General features: G+C 67.3%; 13 protein-coding genes and 2 pseudogenes. 9 read left to right on the top strand and 6 right to left on the bottom strand.

Going from position 1 to position 17,462, the window contains the following annotated elements; translation table 11 throughout:
- Nucleotides 1-147: 147 nt before the first annotated feature.
- Nucleotides 148-891 (bottom strand): Rossmann-fold NAD(P)-binding domain-containing protein, encoded by a 744-nt coding sequence (locus ACFFN1_RS09325; RefSeq protein ID WP_376840438.1) that lies wholly within the window; start codon nucleotides 889-891, stop codon nucleotides 148-150.
- Nucleotides 892-926: 35 nt separating this feature from the next.
- On the opposite strand from ACFFN1_RS09325, the gene ACFFN1_RS09320 reads away from it, so the two are divergent.
- The 7 genes from ACFFN1_RS09320 (at nucleotide 927) to ACFFN1_RS09290 (ending at nucleotide 9,463) form a co-directional block, all read left to right on the top strand.
- Nucleotides 927-1,421 (top strand): TetR-like C-terminal domain-containing protein, encoded by a 495-nt coding sequence (locus ACFFN1_RS09320; protein ID WP_376840437.1) that lies wholly within the window; start codon nucleotides 927-929, stop codon nucleotides 1,419-1,421.
- 530 nt (nucleotides 1,422-1,951) lie between these two features.
- A complete protein-coding gene (locus ACFFN1_RS09315) occupies nucleotides 1,952-2,167 on the top strand; it encodes a hypothetical protein (protein ID WP_376840436.1) in 216 nt (71 codons plus the stop codon).
- A gap of 3 nt (nucleotides 2,168-2,170) precedes the next feature.
- Complete coding sequence (locus tag ACFFN1_RS09310) at nucleotides 2,171-2,617, top strand: N-acetylmuramoyl-L-alanine amidase (RefSeq protein WP_376840435.1); 447 nt, start codon at nucleotides 2,171-2,173, stop codon at nucleotides 2,615-2,617.
- 200 nt (nucleotides 2,618-2,817) lie between these two features.
- Nucleotides 2,818-3,948: an aminotransferase class V-fold PLP-dependent enzyme gene (locus ACFFN1_RS09305; RefSeq protein ID WP_376840433.1), complete on the top strand. Its 1,131-nt coding sequence runs from the start codon at nucleotides 2,818-2,820 to the stop codon at nucleotides 3,946-3,948.
- Between the two features lie 170 nt (nucleotides 3,949-4,118).
- Nucleotides 4,119-6,371 carry a choline BCCT transporter BetT gene (betT, locus tag ACFFN1_RS09300; protein WP_376840432.1) on the top strand — a complete coding sequence of 751 codons (2,253 nt, stop codon included), beginning with the start codon at nucleotides 4,119-4,121 and terminating at the stop codon, nucleotides 6,369-6,371.
- Between the two features lie 47 nt (nucleotides 6,372-6,418).
- Nucleotides 6,419-7,891: an aldehyde dehydrogenase family protein gene (locus ACFFN1_RS09295; protein ID WP_376840430.1), complete on the top strand. Its 1,473-nt coding sequence runs from the start codon at nucleotides 6,419-6,421 to the stop codon at nucleotides 7,889-7,891.
- Between the two features lie 9 nt (nucleotides 7,892-7,900).
- A complete protein-coding gene (locus ACFFN1_RS09290) occupies nucleotides 7,901-9,463 on the top strand; it encodes a GMC family oxidoreductase (RefSeq protein WP_376840429.1) in 1,563 nt (520 codons plus the stop codon).
- An 84-nt stretch (nucleotides 9,464-9,547) separates the two neighbouring features.
- Here the strand turns inward: ACFFN1_RS09290 and ACFFN1_RS09285 are convergent, their stop codons facing one another.
- The 5 genes and pseudogenes from ACFFN1_RS09285 to ACFFN1_RS09265 form a co-directional block, all read right to left on the bottom strand.
- Nucleotides 9,548-10,963 carry a flotillin family protein gene (locus ACFFN1_RS09285; RefSeq protein WP_376840427.1) on the bottom strand — a complete coding sequence of 472 codons (1,416 nt, stop codon included), beginning with the start codon at nucleotides 10,961-10,963 and terminating at the stop codon, nucleotides 9,548-9,550.
- A 163-nt stretch (nucleotides 10,964-11,126) separates the two neighbouring features.
- Nucleotides 11,127-12,221: pseudogene (metE, locus tag ACFFN1_RS09280) on the bottom strand (5-methyltetrahydropteroyltriglutamate--homocysteine S-methyltransferase); the annotation flags it as partial.
- Nucleotides 12,222-12,292: 71 nt separating this feature from the next.
- A pseudogene (locus ACFFN1_RS09275) lies at nucleotides 12,293-13,379 on the bottom strand (isopenicillin N synthase family dioxygenase).
- 185 nt (nucleotides 13,380-13,564) lie between these two features.
- Nucleotides 13,565-14,206: a response regulator gene (locus ACFFN1_RS09270; RefSeq protein WP_376840425.1), complete on the bottom strand. Its 642-nt coding sequence runs from the start codon at nucleotides 14,204-14,206 to the stop codon at nucleotides 13,565-13,567.
- Nucleotides 14,199-15,482: a sensor histidine kinase gene (locus ACFFN1_RS09265; protein WP_376840424.1), complete on the bottom strand. Its 1,284-nt coding sequence runs from the start codon at nucleotides 15,480-15,482 to the stop codon at nucleotides 14,199-14,201. The genes ACFFN1_RS09270 and ACFFN1_RS09265 overlap by 8 nt, the downstream gene beginning before the upstream one ends.
- Nucleotides 15,483-15,591: 109 nt before the next feature.
- Here ACFFN1_RS09265 and ACFFN1_RS09260 point away from each other — a divergent pair, with 109 nt between their 5' ends.
- Together ACFFN1_RS09260 and ACFFN1_RS09255 are read left to right on the top strand one after the other, a co-directional pair.
- Nucleotides 15,592-16,665: an ABC transporter permease gene (locus tag ACFFN1_RS09260; RefSeq protein WP_376840423.1), complete on the top strand. Its 1,074-nt coding sequence runs from the start codon at nucleotides 15,592-15,594 to the stop codon at nucleotides 16,663-16,665.
- Nucleotides 16,665-17,417 carry an ABC transporter ATP-binding protein gene (locus ACFFN1_RS09255; RefSeq protein WP_376840422.1) on the top strand — a complete coding sequence of 251 codons (753 nt, stop codon included), beginning with the start codon at nucleotides 16,665-16,667 and terminating at the stop codon, nucleotides 17,415-17,417. Before ACFFN1_RS09260 ends, ACFFN1_RS09255 begins: the two co-directional genes overlap by 1 nt.
- Nucleotides 17,418-17,462: the final 45 nt, after the last annotated feature.

Genomic DNA, 17,462 nt, shown 5'->3' with positions numbered 1-17,462 from the left:
GGTAGATCAGGTGGTTAGCGCTTCTGATCCTCGGGGACCTCGACCCCTACCCGCCAACCAGCACCCGACGAACCTCACCCCCACCGGATGTCCGAAGAGCCGGTTTGATGCCGCTGCTGTTTGAGTTCGGAAGGACTGACAGTATGCCTAGAAGGATTGATGTTCAGCCGCGAGCGAGGTGCGTGCGGCTGGTGAGAGAGCACCAGCAGGAGTATCCCACTCAGCCTGCGGCAGTGACCGCTTCGACGCCGGCCAGGAAGTGTTTTGCGGGAGTCGGTGCGACGTTGGTTGGCTCGGGCCGAGATCAAACGCCGCAAGGCGGAGAATCGACGACTCAAAGAAGACAACGAGATCCTGCGCAGGGCCTCGATCTTCTTGGCGGGGGAGTGAAGTCACGGGACATCGTTCACTCGATGTCCCGAGGTTCTCTGTTCCGGCGCTGATGTCTCGCGACATCGTTCCGGTTTTCGGAGGCTGCCCCTGCGGTGACCAGGCGATGTCGAGGAGTTGAGCGCTGAGGTACCAATGCCGGGCCACGAGGTCAGAATCGCCGACCTGCTTGTTGGTGCGTCCGAGCTTCCTGGGGTCGTTGTAGTACTCGCCGGATCTCCAGGTGCTACCGGGCTTTCCTGTGATGAAGTAGGCGAGGTTGACCCCGCCCTGCTCGGGTGACATGAGGAAGCGGTTGAGAGCACCGTGGTAGACCCAGTGGAAATAGCTGCTGGTGTCAGAGGCGAAGCTGGTGGCGACATTGCCGGGGTGGAAGGCGACACTCGACAGTCCCTGGTCATGGAAACGGCTGTGCAGGCCCTTGGTGAAGAGGATGTTGGCGAGCTTTGCGTTGCCGTACGCGCGGTTCGGTCGGTAGCGGTTCCAGGTCTGGATACGCACGTCTCACGCTCGGAGCTGTCGCAAAGCGCGCGGGAGTGTCCACGGCCACCATCTACCGACGGAGGCCCACCAAACGCGAGCTCATCCTTGCCGTGGCAGGCCAGATCGCCGCCGACGAAGGGCCCGAGGCCGACACCGGCTCACTCGATGGTGACCTGCGTGAGATGTTCGAGCAGAAGCGCCATGCGTTCTCGGGGAAGGTGGCAGCTGCCCTTGTCTCCCTCGTCGGTGAATCTGCCCACAACTCTGAGCTGGCTGCCGCTGTTCGCGAGAGCATCCTTGTCCCCACGCGAGACTTTCTCACCGCAATCCTGAACCGTGCGACCGCACGGGGGCAGGCGGTGCGCACAGCCGATGCCGAGGCGGCCGCACGACTCATCGTCGGCCTCATCGTCACCAATGCCGCACTCCACCCAGCGGATGCCGACGGTAGCTGCACAGCGCTCGACGTCCTGCCCGCTGCTGATGCTGCACTCGTGATCCACGCACTCAAGTCATCAACGGTCGCCGGCGCAGAGAGCGGCACCTAGCCCGAGGACCGCACACTCCGGCAGGCTGCCGAAGCGCCGCAGGAGCTGCAGCACGCGGGCCCAGCCCAGCAGCGCGCTCGCCGCTCTTGACGAGTGTGTGCGCGTACACCACACCGGGGCTGTGACCGGCCCGGCCACCTGTGTTCTCGCAGAGCATGTATAACCCCCTGCAGCCCTAGGGAACACTGGGCAAGATGCCTGTCCCGTACACATATTCTGACCATGAACTCGAGGATCCCAGAGCAGCCGTCATCTGATGCGGCCACAACCGGAAGCCACACGGCGCAGCTGCCGCCAGCACGACCACCCGAGGCGGTGCCAAACGCCGCCCGCACAGCCCGCTTCCGTTCAACTTCGTGCAAGCATCGGGAGGAATCCGCGTGAATCCGGAGGATGCCGCAGACCGGCGATCACTCCCGATTTCAGGCAAAGGCGCAGGTCAGAGCAACGACATCGACGTGACTACGACGATCGGCGTAGAACGAAGGCGGAATTGTGGGCCGAATCCCGCCACTTCTAGCGTTGGATACATGGACACGAATGTGATTACTCGCCGTTCATTGTTCGCTACAGGAGCAGCTGTCTTCGGATCCGCCGTCGTCCTCGGCGCAGGTACCGCCCAGGCTGCTGAAACACGACCCGTCACCGAGGCCGCTGGCTTCCGCACCTCCGATGCCGATGGTGGTGAGGCCTCGAACCCGGCCAACCGCCTCGGCTGTGCACTCGGACGCGGAGTGGAGGGATAAGCCATGGCAGAACCCATCTGGATCGGAAGCCCCAACTTCAACGAAGGCCGCGCCGGCTCCGGCATCGACCGGATCGTCATCCACTACATCGTCGGCACGCTCGCCGCTGCCGACGGCACCTTCCTCGACCCCGAAGCCCAGGTCAGCGCCCACTACGGCATCGGTGAAGGCGAACTTCACCAGTACGTGGGCGAGGAGAACACCGCCTGGCATGCCGGCGATCTGTCGATGAACCAGCGCAGCATCGGCATCGAGCACTCCGCAGATCAGGACCGCGCACCGGATCAGTTCACCTACGACACCTCGATCGCCCTCTGCACCCGGATCTGCCGTGAATACGGCCTCGACCCGCAGGCTCAGATCATTCCCCACAACTCGGTGGTCTCCACCTCGTGTCCAGGAACCGTTGACTTGCAGCGGATCAAGGACGGCGTCGCAGCGGCGCTGTGATGACCTTCCTCGATGACCTTCCTCGGCACTCCCACCCCTCGATAACCGAATAGTCCCCCTGTCCCCAGCGCAGGGCCGCCAGGTCAGCAACCGCCTCGGCGGCCCTGCGCGCATTCATGTGCTCCCGCCCCGCGGCGGTGCAGTTCTCAGCGTGTGGCACACATCTCAACACCTCCGCAGCACTCGTCTAAGCTGAAGTCATGGATCTGCCACACGCTGATATCGACCCGGACGGCCTGCTCGAATACTCCGTTGTCTTCACCGACCGGTCGCTCAACCACATGTCCGCACGCTTCGTGTCCGTCATGGAGGACACGCTCGCGATCCTGCGCAGCACCTACAATGCCCACACCGCCGCACTCGTGCCCGGCGGCGGCTCCTACGGTATGGAAGCAGTCGCCCGGCAGTTCGCCGGCGGCAAGCGCTGCCTCATCGTGCGCAACGGCCAGTTCTCCTACCGCTGGTCGCAGATCCTCGACATCGGCCAGATCCCCGCCGAACACGAGGTCCTCAAAGCCCGCCCGGCAGGCGGCGACTCCGACAAGGGCTTCGCCCCGGCGCCCATCGACGAGGTCGTCGAAGCGATCCGCCGGCAGCGCAGCGAACTCGTCTTCGCCCCGCACGTCGAGACCGCCTCGGGCATCCTCCTCACCGCCGACTACCTGCGCCAGCTCGCCGCGGCCGTGCACGAGGCCGGCGGCCTGTTCGTGCTCGACTGCGTCGCCTCCGGCCCGCTGTGGGTCGACATGGAGGACATCGGCGTCGACATCCTGCTCTCCGCCCCGCAGAAGGGCTGGAGCGGCTCCCCCTGCGCCGGCTACATCATGCTCTCCGAACGCGCCCGCACCGCGATCGAGGACACGACGAGCTCGAGCTTCGCACTCGATCTGAAGAAGTGGCTGACGATCAGCGAAGGCTACGCCGCCGGAAAGCACGGCTACCACGCGACGATGCCCACTGACTCCATCGCCCACAACCTCACCCTCATGCAGGAGGCCGTCGACACCGGCCTGCCGCTGCTGCGCGAACGCCAGATCGAACTCGGCACCGCGGTCCGCCGCCTCCTCACCGAACACGGGTACACCTCGGTCGCGGCGGAGGGCTGGCAGTCGCCGACGGTCGTCGTCGTCCAGACCCAGCGACCCGCCGCCGAGGTGGTCGCCGGCTTCGCTGCCGCCGGCGTCCAGGTGGCGGCCGGGGTACCGCTCATGGTCGATGAGCCCGAAGGATTCCAGACCTTCCGCATCGGCCTCTTCGGCCTCGACAAATGGGCCGATGTCGACGGCGCGGTGGCGCGCCTGGCAGCTGCGCTCGAACGCGTCGACAGCTGAGGGCGCAGCTGCGCCTCGTGGCCGCGGGGCCAGCTCCGCGGGTGCGGTCTTCTCATGAGCCGTTCTCACCCATCGGTAATATCGGCTGCGGCGGTTGCTAATGTGGAGAGCGTCCAGCCGCCGCCGGTTCGCCGCGCGCCGGCTCACCTCCACATTGCAGAGACGATCACATGAATGATGCGCAACACCCGTCAGAGTCGAAACCCTCAGCAGAGTCGCTGAACCCGCAGCAGAACCCACGCACTGCCTCGGCCCGGGCCACCCCAAGCGAAACCCCGACCGGCACCTCGGGAGCGGACCCGGAAGCGCAGCCGACCGGCACCTCGGCCCCGGCTGATCCGCCGCCGGCGAACTGGCCGGTCTTCCTCATCTCCGGCATCAGCATCCTCGCCATCGCCCTGTGGGCGATCATCGCCCCGGAGAACGCCAATACGGTGCTGAGCACCGCAGTCGGCTGGATCTCAGCGAACTTCGGCTGGTACTACATCCTCACCGCCACCCTCATCATCGTCTTCGTCATCATCATGGCCGCCGGCCGCACCGGCTCGATCCGACTGGGCCCGCAGCATTCGCGCCCCCAGTTCAGCCTCTTCACGTGGACGGCGATGCTGTTCGCCGCCGGCATCGGCATCGACCTGATGTTCTTCTCGGTCTCCGAACCGGCCTCCCAGTTCCTGTACCCGCCCGAGGGCGAGGTCGCCGATCCGCTCAACCCGGACTCCGACCCGAACGGCCGGGCGCGCATGGCCGTCATCTGGACGCTGTTCCACTACGGCATCACCGGCTGGGCGATGTACGCACTCATGGGCATGGCCTTCGCCTACTTCGCCTACCGCAAGAACATGCCGCTGTCGATCCGCTCGATCCTGTACTGGGCGATCGGCAAGCGGATCAACGGATGGCTCGGCTCCAGCATTGACGTCGCCGCCGTGCTCGGCACCGTCTTCGGCATCGCCACCTCGCTGGGCATCGGCGTCGTGCAGCTCAACTACGGCCTGTCGATCATGTTCGGCATTCCCGAAGGCGTCGGCGCGCAGATCGGCCTCATCGCGCTCGCCGTGCTCATGGCGACGATCTCGACCGTCACCGGTGTGGAGAAGGGCATCCGCCGGCTCTCAGAGCTCAACGTCATCCTCGCGATCGTCCTGCTCGCCCACATCCTCATCACCGGCAAGACCCGGTTCCTCTTCGACGCACTCGTGACCAACATCGGCGAGTACCTCTACGAGCTGCCGCGCATGACGCTCGACGTCTTCCCGTTCATCCAGCCCGATGACTGGATGGCCGGCTGGACGCTGTTCTTCTGGGCCTGGTGGATCGCCTGGGCGCCGTTCGTCGGCCTGTTCCTCGCCCGCATCTCCCGCGGCCGCACGATCCGCCAGTTCGTCACCGGCGTGCTCATCGTCCCCTTCACCTTCATCGCCATCTTCATCTCGATCTTCGGCAACTCCACCCTGCGCCTCGTGCTCGACGGCGACACGGAGTTCGCCGATGTCGCAGCCAACACCCCGGAGCGGGCGTTCTACTCGCTGCTGGAGATGTACCCCGGGGCCACCGCCGTCATCGGCCTGGCGACGATCGTCGGTCTGCTCTTCTACGTCACCTCCGCTGACTCCGGTGCGCTCGTGCTGGCGAACTTCACCTCCCACACCCACGACCCCAACACTGACGGCCGCAAGGGCCTGCGCGTGTTCTGGGCGATCGCCACCGGCGTGCTGACCCTCGGCATGCTCATCGTCGACGGCGTCACCACCCTGCAGGGAGCCACGCTCATCATCGGCCTGCCGTTCTCGATCGTGCTCTATCTCGTCATGCTCTCCCTCTACCGGGCGCTGCAGGTCGAGCTCGATGTCACCGACAGCCGGTTCAACAGCCTGCCCGGCCGGCTGTCCGGTCAGGCCGGGCTGTCCTGGCAGCAGCGCCTGCGCCGCGCGACGAGCTTCCCCGGCCGCGGATCCGTCTCCCGCTACTTCAAGTCCACCGTCATCCCGGCGCTGACCGCGGTGGCCGAGGAGCTGCGCGCCAATGGCGCCGACGCTCAGCTCGACACCTCGGAAGTGGTGTCCCTGAAGCTGCCGCAGGCCGCGCTGACGATCGAGTTCGCCGAGGCGGAGCCGTGCGTCTACCAGGTCTATCCGGTGGCCTCGCAGATGCCGTCCTTCGCCCTCAACACCGCCCGCGAAGGCAGTGACGCGTACTACCGCCTCGAGGTCTTCAACACCGAGGGATCACGCGGATACGATGTCTTCGGCTACACCAAGGAGCAGCTGATCTCCGATGTGCTCAGCAGCTATGAGGCGCATCTGGAGTTCCTGCGCATCTCCGACGGCACCCCGCCGGATGTCGCAGCAGCTGCCCCGACGACCCTCACCACCGACTGGGAAGAGGGCACCCCGGAGACCACAACCACCGACCAGAGCTGACCGCAGCACGGTGTCGATCCCGGCGCCGTGCCAGAGTGAGGAGTGCCATGCCGAACACCCTGTACATCGACGGCGAGTGGGTCTCCGCCTCCGCCGGAGGAACCCGCGAGATCCACTGCCCGGCCAACGGCGAACTCGTCGCCGTCGTCGACGAAGCCACCCAGGACGACACCGTCAAGGTGATCGAAGCCGCCCGGCGGGCCTTCGACTCCGCCGTGTGGTCGAGCGTGCCGGCGGCCGAGCGCGGTGCGCTGCTGCTCAAGGTCGCCGCCGCGATCCGGGAGCGCAAGGACGAATTCGCCCGCGCCGAATCGCTCGACACCGGCAAACGGCTCGTCGAATCCGAGATGGATATGGACGATATCGCCGCCTGCTTCGAGTACTTCGGCCGGATCGCCGACTCAAACGCCGGCCGCGTCGTCGACGCCGGTGACGCCTCGGTGGTCTCGCGCATCGTCTATGAGCCGGTGGGCGTGTGCGCGCTCATCACCCCGTGGAACTACCCGCTGCTGCAGGCCGCGTGGAAGATCGCCCCCTGCCTGGCCTCCGGCAACACCTTTGTGCTCAAGCCGGCTGAGCTCACCCCGCACACCGCGATCCTCATCATGCAGGTGCTGGAGGAGGCCGGCCTGCCCGCCGGCGTCGGCAACCTCATCCTGGGTGCCGGAGCCGAGGCGGGGGCCCCGCTGTCGACGCATGCGGACATCGATATGGTGTCGTTCACCGGCGGTCTCGTCACCGGCCGGCTCATCGCCCGCAATGCTGCCGAGACGGTCAAGAAGATCGCCCTGGAGCTCGGCGGGAAGAACCCCAATGTCATCTTCGCCGACGCCGACCGGGCAGCCGCCCTGGACAATGCGCTCAACGCCGCCTTCGTGCACTCCGGCCAGGTGTGCTCGGCCGGTGCCCGGCTCATCGTCGAGGAGTCGATCGCCGAGGAGTTCGTCGATGAGCTCGTCGCCCGGGCCGAGAAGATCCGCCTCGGTGGGCCCTTCGATGAGAACGCCGAGACCGGCCCGCTCATCTCCGCTGAGCACCGCGACAAGGTCACCGCCTATGTGGAGGCCGGCAAGCAGGAAGGCGCCCGCGTGCGCTGCGGCGGCAGCTGGGGGACCGGCGCGCTCGAATCCGGTTTCTACTACCTGCCGACCGTCATCGACCAGGTCAAGCCGGGTATGTCCGTGCTGCGCGACGAGGCCTTCGGCCCGGTGGTGACCGTCGAGACCTTCACCACCGAGGATGAGGCCGTCGCCCTGGCCAATGACACCCACTACGGCTTAGCCGGTGCGGTGTGGACGCAGGATGCCGGCAAGTCCCAGCGGGTTGCTGGCCGCCTGCGCCACGGCACCATCTGGATCAACGACTTCCACCCCTATCTGCCGCAGGCCGAATGGGGCGGATTCAAGCAGTCCGGGTTCGGCCGCGAACTCGGACCGACCGGTCTTGCCGAATATCAGGAAGCCAAGCACATCTACCAGAACCTCGAACCGGCTGTCACCGGCTGGTTCCCGGAGCACTGAGAGGGAGCCATGGAGACCACCCACACTTTCGACTACATCGTCGTCGGCGGCGGCTCGGCCGGTGCGGCCGTCGCCGCCCGCTTAAGCGAGGACCCCAATGTCACCGTCGGCCTGCTCGAGGCCGGGCCCACCGATGTCGACCTCGACGTCGTCCTCACCCTCAACCGGTGGATGGAGCTGCTCGAATCCGGCTACGACTGGGACTACCCGATCGAAGAGCAGGCCAACGGCAACTCGTTCATGCGCCATGCCCGCGCCAAGGTGCTCGGCGGCTGCTCCTCGCACAACTCCTGCATCGCCTTCTGGGCACCGAAGGAGGACCTCGACGCCTGGGCGAACACCTACGGTGCCATCGGCTGGGAGGCGGAGAAGACGTTCCCGCTGTTCACCAAGCTCGAGACCAACGAGGACGACGGCCCGCTGCACGGCCACGACGGCCCGGTCGAGCTCATGAACGTCCCGCCGAACGACCCGTGCGGCGTCGCCATCCTCGATGCATGCGAACAGGCCGGCATCCCGCGCGCGCAGTTCAACACCGGTGAGACGGTCGTCAACGGCGCGAACTTTTTCCAGATCAACCGCAAGGCCGACGGCACCCGGTCATCGTCCTCGGTGTCCTATCTGCACCCGATCCTCGACCGCGAGAACCTCACGATTCTCACCGACACGTGGGTGCGCGAGATCGAGTTCGACGACGACAACACCGCCACCGGCGTGCACGTCGTCAACAACGCCTTCGGCCGCACCCACCGGATCGCCGCCGACCGCGAGGTGATCCTCTCCGCCGGCGCGATCGACACCCCGAAGCTGCTCATGCTCTCGGGCATCGGCCCGGCCGCCCACCTGAAGGAGGTCGGCGTCGACGTGCGCGTCGATGCTCCCGGCGTCGGCTCGAACCTGCAGGACCACCCGGAGGGCGTCATCCAGTGGGAGGCGAAGAAGCCGATGGTCACCGAATCGACGCAGTGGTGGGAGATCGGCATCTTCACCCGCATCGACGGTGAGGGCGATGTGCCGGACCTCATGATGCACTACGGTTCGGTGCCCTTCGACATGCACACTCGCCGCCAGGGCTACCCCACCTCGGAGAACGCCTTCTGCCTCACGCCGAATGTGCCGCACGCCCGGTCGCGGGGCACGGTGCGCCTGCGCAGCCTCGACTACCGGGACAAGCCGAAGGTCGATCCGCGCTACTTCACCGATCCTGAGGGCTATGACATGCACATCATGGTCGAGGGCATCAAGAAGGCCCGCGAGATCGTCTCGCAGCCGGCGATGGCCGAATGGGCCGGCCGCGAGCTCTACCCGGGTGAGGACGTGCAGACTGATGAGCAGATTGAAGACTACATCGTCCGCACCCACAACACCGTCTACCACCCGGCCGGCAGTGTGCGGATGGGCCCGGCGGACGACAGCGAATCGCCGCTGACCCCCGATCTCAAGGTCAAGGGCGTCACGGGCCTGCGCGTGGCTGATGCCTCGGTGATGCCGCTCATCACCGCTGTCAACCCGAACATCACCGTCATGATGATCGGCGAGAAGTGTGCCGAGCTCATCAAGCAGGACAGCTGAGCCTGACAGACTCACCCAGAAAGGGGGCGGGCAGCGATGATTCGGTGCCCGCCCCCTGTTGGTCATCGGCTCGGTGACCTCAGATCAGGACGTCTCCTTCGCCTCGGTGGTGGCTGGCGGCTGAGATGCCCCGGCACCCGGAGCCGGCTGAGATGCGGAAGTCTCGGAGTCTGCGGCTGTGTGCAGCAGGGTCCGGAGGTCGACTCCGGTGGTCTCGTCGACGACCTGCAGCACTTTGGCGAGGTTGACGCCGATGTTCTCGCTTAGCTTCCCTTCCCCATCGGAGGAGATGATCGAGAGCCTGTCGATGCTGCCGTAGGGCTCAGCCAGGCGGCCGGCCATCTCCGGCAGCACTTTGAGGATCTCGGCCAGTCGTGCGGCATCGTTGTAGGAGGCGTACGCCTCGGCGGCGGCCTCGATCGCCCGTGCCTCGGCCTCACCGCGGGCGGCCACCGCAGCCGCCTCGGCCCGGCCGCGCGTCTCGGCGGCCGCAGCGTCGTTCTGCGCTTCGACCAGTGCCGCTGCCGAGGCGCGCTCGCGCCGGTAGTGATCGGCGTCAGCTTCGCGTTCGGCGGCGTACTTCTTGGCATCGGCTGGCTTCTGCACCTCACCGATGAGTTCGCGCTCACGCAGCTCGTTGTTGCGGTCAGCGATCTTCTGCTTCTCATCCAGGATGCGCTGCTCCTGCTCCGCACGGGCCAGTTCCTCAGCGGCAGCCGCCTGCGCCTTCTCGGCAGCGGTCTCACGCTGGATCGCGGCTTGGCGCAGCTCGAGGTCCTTCTGGGACTCGGCCACCCGCTGGGCATCGGCGTTCGAGGCTTCGGTCGCCTTGCGGCGCGATTCGGACTCAGCGATCGCGGCACGCTCGGCGACGAGTGCGGCCTCGGGACGGCCGAGATCCTTGAGATAGCCGTCATCGTCTTCGATCGAGATGATCTGGAAGGTGTCGATGACCAGGCCCTGGTTGTTCATCGAATCCGCGGCATCGGCCCGCACCTGCGCGGCGAACTCGGCGCGGTCGCGCAGCACCTGCTCGACCGTCAGCGTGCCGATGACCGCGCGCAGCGTACCGGAGAGGATCTCCTGGCAGTAGTTGTCGATGGCCTTCTGCTGATCGAGGAAGCGCTGGGCGGCTTTGCGGATGTCGGCAACCGATTCGCCGACTTTGATCTGGGCGACACCGCGCAGCCGGAGGAAGATGTTGTTCGACGAGTAGCCCTCGATCTCGATGCTGATCTGGCGCGAGGACAGCGAGATCGTGTGCGCGCGGTCGAACAGCGGCCTGACGATGGCGCGACCGCCGACCACGACGCGGGTGCCGCTTTCGAGGTCGACGTCCCCGCCCTTGCTGCGGGTGGGTGCGCGGCCGGTGATGACGAGCGCCTCATTGGGCGCAGCCACGCGGTAGGCGCGGCGGAACATGATGAAACCGATGATGCCGATGATGAAGACGACGGCGAGGATCGCGCCGATACCGGTCACCAGTGTGGGATCGAACATGGGGGTTCTCCTGAAAGTGACAGCGCGGGGCTGCTGGCAGTGCCGAATGGGTCACTGGCAGACTATCCGAAGAATGTGAGGCGCGGCGCCGTCAGCCCGCAGAGGGCCGGCACCTGCGGCTGCCGGCCCGCTGCGAAACCAGGGACGGGGTCGTCGTCTTAGGTCAGAAGGCCGCACCAGTGGCCGCAGGAACCTCCTCGGCGGCGCGAACGCGCACTGCGTCACGGGCGGCGATGAGATTCTCCAATGCCGGACGGACCGCCTCGTACCGGCGGGTTTTGAGTCCGCAGTCAGGATTCACCCACAGGCGATGGCGCGGCACGTGGGTCAGGGCTGCCTCCAGCAGGCCGACGAGCTCATCGACCGAGGGCACCCGCGGGGAGTGGATATCGTAAACGCCTGGGCCGACGCTGCGGTCGAACTCGGCGGGGTCGAGGCTGGCGAGCAGCTCCATCCGCGAACGGGCGGCTTCGATGCTCGTGACATCGGCATCGAGTGCATCGATGGCGTCGATGACCTGCTCGAACTCCGAATAGCACAGATGCGTGTGGATCTGGGTCCTCGGCTCCACGCCGATGCTGGCCAACCGGAAGGCATCGACCGCCCAGTCCAGATAGGCGTCCCGGGCATCGGCGCGCAGCGGCAGCAGCTCACGCAGAGCCGGCTCATCGATCTGGATGATCCGGATGCCGGCGGCCTCCAGTTCGGCAACTTCGTCGGAGAGCGCCAGGCCGATCTGCTCAGCAGCTGTCGACAGCGGCACGTCATCGCGTACGAAGGACCACGACAGGATCGTCACCGGGCCGGTGAGCATTCCCTTGACCGGTTTGTCGGTCAGGCTGGCGGCAAAGGTCGACTACGGCACCGTGATCGGAGCCGGCCGGTGCACGTCGCCGAACAGGATCGGCGGGCGGGTGCAGCGGCTGCCGTAGGACTGCACCCAGCCGTGATCGGTGACCGCGAAGCCGGCCAGGTGCTCGGCGAAGTACTGCACCATGTCGTTGCGCTCGGGCTCACCGTGGACGATGACATCGAAGCCGAGCTCCTCCTGCAGGCGCACCACCTCGGCGATCTCAGCCTCTATCGTCGCCTGGTACTGCGCCTCGGTGATGCGCTCATCGCGCAGCGCGGCCCGGGCGCGGCGCACCTCGGGCGTCTGCGGGAACGAGCCGATCGTCGTGGTCGGCAGCACCGGCAGGCCCAGCGCCTCCTGGGCCCGCCGGCGCTCGTCGAGGCTGCCGGTGCGCACCCGATGCTCAGCGGCGAAGGACAGCCAGCCGGCCACATCAACCGGCAGCCGGGTCTCGGCGGCCACTGTGTAGATCGTGCTCACAACACTCCCGCCGGGGCCGTCAGCAGGTCGGGGTGGTGGATTGCGGCGACGTCGGGGTGGGAGCGCAGCCGGGAGGCCAGCGCGTTCTCCCCGTAGACGGCATGGAGGGTGTCGCGCTCATCAGCGCTCACCCCGCGCGCCCAGGGGGCGAGCTCGTCAGGCAGGGTCACCTCGGGCAGGCTGGCGCGCAGGGCGGGGTTGTAGAAGAACGGCACCGAGATCCGCTCGGCACCTGGGGCGGTCGGCAGCACCCGGTGGACGGTGGCGCGCAGGTAGTCTGCGGTGGCGACCTCGAGCAGCTTGCCGATGTTGACGGTGAAGGTGTTCTCGATCGGTTCGACGTCGATCCACTCGCCTGCGTGGAGCACCTGCAGCCCGGTTGTTCCTGGCTGCGGGTAGAGCAGGGTGAGCACCCCGCCGTCGCGGTGTGCGCCGACGCCCTGGGCGATGTGCTCGGCGGCCGTTCCCGAGGCGGCGGCCGAGTCTGAGGGGGTGGCCGGACCCGAGGCGGTGGCAGCGTCCGAGGTGGTGGCCGGTTCGGGTGCCGGGTAGCGGATGTCTTGATGAAGGATTCGGGGTCCTCGGCGAAGGCCGGTGCGAAGAAGTCAGCCGGCTGGCCGAGGCTGACTGCCCATTCGGACAGCAGCCGGGCCGCGACCGCGCTCAGCTGGGCGTGCCAGGCGTCGGTGACGGCCCGGAGCTCCGGCATGGCGTCCGGGTAGAGGTTCGGGCCGGTGAGCCGGTCGTAGGCGTGCAGCGGCTCGGCGACCGGCTCACGGTGCGGGCCGATGTCGATCTGCTCGCGCCAGTCGACCAGGCCCTGGGTGCGTTCGCCGCCGGTGCGGGTGTAGCCGCGGAAGTGCGGGGAGCGGGTGTTCTCGATGGCGAGCTTGTCCGCCTCGGGCAGGGCGAAGAAGCGCTCAGCGGTCTGCAGCAGGGTGGTGAAGTCTGCGGCGGGGATGCCGTGGCCGGTGAGGTAGAAGAACCCGACTGAGTGGGTGACCTCGCCCGGCGGAAGTCGGCGGCCAGCTGCGGGTCGTCGGCGTGGGACAGGTTGAGGAGCGGCAGGCGGTTGAGTGTCATGGTGGCTCCTGGTTCTGCTGGAGGGCGGATGTGGAGCTCACGCTAGAACCGCGCTGGGACCGGCGCCGGTGCGGCTGTCACGGCGGGTCTTTTGCCGTCATATGCCTGCCGCGCAGCGTCATGAATGCGACTTCCGGCGTCATCTGCCGCCGCACAGCCGCTGGCTCGCTGACAGCTGCAGCTGCTCAGTCGCGCACGATGCGCTGTTCGCGCGCAGCGGCGATCGCCGCAGTGCGATTGGTGACGCCGAGCTTCGAGTAGACGTGATGCAGATGCGTTTTCACGGTCGCCTCTGAGATGAAGAGCTGGCGGGCGATGTCCCGGTTGGCCGCACCGGTGGCCAGCAGCTCCAGGATCTCGATCTCCCGCTTCGACAGCGAGATGCCCGGGCTGCGCATCCGGTCAAAGAGCCGGGCGGCGATTTCCGGTGCCAGGGCGGTGCGTCCGGCGGCGGCCTCGGTGACGGCCTGGCGGATCTTCTCCGGGTCGGCATCCTTGAGCATGTAGCCTGCCGCACCGGCCTCAATCGCTGCGACGATGTCGGAGTCGGAGTCGTAGGTGGTGAGGATGAGCACCGGCAGGCCGGGGCGGGACTCCTTGAGCCTGCGGGTCGCGGTCACCCCGTCCATCCCGGCCATCTGCAGGTCCATGAGCACGACATCGACTGGTTCGCCCAGCGTCTCGGCCCGTTCGACCTCCTTGATGGCCTGCATCCCGTCGGAGGCCTCGGCGGCGACCTCGAACTCAGCGAAGCCGTTGAGCATGGCGATGAGCCCGGTGCGCACAACCGGATGGTCATCGACGATGAGCAGACGGATCTCAGGCATCAGCATCCTCTTCATCACCGTCAGGCAGCGGCAGCCGCACACCGACGACGGTGCCGGCACCGGGGGTCGATTCCACTGTCAGCTCGCCGCCGGCGCTGGTGATGCGCTCGCGCAGCAGACGCAGCCCATAGCCGGAATCAGCGCTTGCAGCCTCGATGGCCTGCGGGTCGAAGCCGCGGCCGTTGTCGAAGACATCGACGGTGACCGCATCGTCGAAGTACGCCACGGTCGCCCGGGCGGCCCCCGCCTCGGCGTGGGTGGAGACGTTCGACAGCAGCGACTGCACGGCCCGCACGAGCACCGCCTCGGTCGCGGCTGGAACCGGCACCGGATCGCCTTCGACCGTGAAGGTGCAGGTGAGCGGCTGGCCGGCGGCGCGGGCATGATCCTCAGCAGCAGCGCACAGCTGGGGGAGGCGGGTGAGCAGCTGGGTCGAGGGCGTGCGCTGCGGGGCCTGGCCAGCGGCAAGGTCGCGGACGAAGCCGCGCGCCTCGGCGAGGTTGTCGCCGGCGGTGCGTTCGATGAGGTCGATGTAGTCACCGGCGGCCTGCAGATCGCCGCCGGTCTGGGCATTGCGGGCCGCGCGGGAGACGAGCACGATGCTCGACAGCCCTTGGGCGAGGGTGTCGTGGATCTCCTGGGCGAGGCGCGAGCGTTCGGCCAGCTGCCCGGCCTCATGCTGGGCGGCGGCGAGCTCGCTGCGGGTGCGGATGAGCTCCTCGACTGCCCGGCGCTGCCGTTCGCTTTCGGTGTAGAGCGCCTGGTAGACGAGCGACATGACGATCGCCACGCCCGCCCCGAGCAGCGGGCCGACGATGAGCGCGGTTTGCAGCTGCCCGGTGTGCGCCCACTGCACGACTCCGACTGCCGCAGCGAGCAGGAAGATTGCGATGATCGCATGCCGGGTGCGCAGGATGTGCAGGTGCAGGAAGAAGAGCGGAAAGGCCAGCCACGTGAAGTGCTCGCTCAGCGAGACGAGGCACAGCCACTGGACGGTGACGGCGGCCAGCCACAGCATTGCCATGCGCTGCGGCAGCCCGGCGAGCCGGCCGTCGACGCCGACGTGTTCGCTGTGGTGCTTCTCGCGCACCGTGCCGTAGACGTAGGTCCCGGTCAGGACGACGGAGAGCACCAGGACGATCCAGCCGATGCCGTGCAGCCCGATCTCGGTCAGCGCGCGGATGATGCCGATACCCAAGAGGAGGGCGAACCCGAGGTGCAGGGTCACGCGCATGGTGCGCATCACCAGCGGCACTGGACTCTCAGGCTCGGGCATGTGTCAACAGTAGCCCGGCACCCGCAGCGGCGGCATCAACTGAATGGTTGAGGGCAGATCCCACCTCGCGTCCGATGTGCGCGCGGCACATGCGCGAGATCGTGGAGATATGTTCCTAGCATTTCGTGAGATCAAGTTCGCCAAGGGCCGCTTCGCCCTCATGGCCGCAGTCGTCGCGCTCATCAGTGTGCTGCTCATCATGCTCTCCGGGCTCACCGCCGGTCTGGCCCGCCAGTCCACCTCGGCGATCGCCGATCTGCCGGCCTCGATGGTGGCCTTCGGCTCGGGCAGTGAGGATGAGGAGGTCGACGACCCGTCCTACACCCAGTCCCGCGTCACCACCGATCAGGTCGACGCCTGGCAGTCGACGGCTGGTGTCTCCGGTGCCGAACCGCTGGGCATCGTGCAGTCCCGCCTGGAACTCGACACCCCCAGCCAGGCCGCCGGCTTCGCCGCCGAACCGGGCTCGGGCATCGCACCTGATGCGCTGCGCGCAGAGACCATCGTGCTGAGCGAGGAGCTCGCCACCGAGCTGTCAGCTAAGACCGGTGACATCGTCACCTTCGGCGGCACCGAGCTCGAGGTCGCCGGCACCATGCCCGATGAGTGGTATTCCCACACTCCGGTCGCCTGGATCGACCTGGGCACCTGGAAGGCGATCACCCATATCTCCGACCCCGAGGTGGCCGGCACCGTCGTGCTCGCCGACGGGACCGACGCCTCGGCCGCGGCAGCAGACGAGGCCGCCGGCACCGTGTCGATGACCCCGAAGCAGAGCTTCGCTGCGCTCGCCTCCTACAGTTCCGAGAACGGCTCACTGACCCTCATCCAGGCGTTCCTCTACGGCATCTCCGCGCTCGTCGTCGCCGCGTTCCTGAGCGTGTGGACGATCCAGCGGACCCGTGAGATCGCCGTCGTCAAGGCACTCGGCGGCTCCACCCGCTATGTGCTCGGCGATGCGCTCGGCCAGGCGCTCATCGTGCTCGGCATCGGCATCATCGCCGGCGGCGTCATCGGCATCGGCGCGGGCCTGGGCCTGTCCTCGGTCGCCCCGTTCACCGTCAGCCCGGCGACCACGCTGCTGCCGATGGCAGGCGTCATCGGCATCGGCCTCATCTCCGCTGCCTTCGCCGTTCGCCGCGTCACCCGCGTCGACCCGCTTCTCGCACTGGGAGGAAACTGATGACCACCATCCTGCAGACCACGAACACCCAGACCACCACCGCCGGCAGCGCCCCTGCGCTGGAGCTGGAGCGCATCACCCTGACCTATCCGGACGGCACCGGCACGGTCACCGCGCTCCATGACGTGAGCCTGACCCTGATTCCGGGCACCGTCACCGCGATCGTCGGCCCGTCCGGTTCGGGCAAGTCGAGCCTGCTGGCTGTCGGTTCGACACTGGTGAAACCGACCTCCGGTGTGGTGCGCATCGACGGCACCGACGTCGGTCGCCTCAAGGAGTCCGAGCGCAGCCGGCTGCGCCGAGAGAAGATCGGCATCGTCTTCCAGCAGCCGAATCTGCTGGAGTCGCTGACTGCTGTTGAGCAGCTCATCATCACCGACAAGCTGCGGGTCAAGGGCGGCGGAGACGACACCCGCACACGCGCTCAGGAACTGCTCGAGCGCGTCGGATTAGCCGATGCCGCCAGGCGCCGGCTCCACCAGCTCTCCGGCGGTCAACGGCAGCGCGTCAACATCGCCCGCGCGCTCATGGGCGACCCGAGCGTGCTGCTCGTCGATGAGCCGACCGCTGCTCTCGACCACGACCGTTCGGAGGCGATTATGGACCTGCTGTGTCAGGTGACGAAGGAGTTCAACGTCGCCACCGTCATCGTCACCCATGACACTGAGTTCCTGCCGAAGACCGATGTCGTGGCCACGATGCGCGACGGCAAGCTCTCGGAGCCGGAGTGCGCTGCCGCTGCAGCGTGCTGACCCGGTCTGCACTGCAGCCTGAGGCGGCCCCGGCGCTGACCCAGC

Source organism: Brevibacterium otitidis (assembly GCF_042429315.1).
GTDB lineage: Bacteria > Actinomycetota > Actinomycetes > Actinomycetales > Brevibacteriaceae > Brevibacterium > Brevibacterium otitidis.
This window is presented reverse-complemented; position numbering and strand designations above follow the sequence as displayed.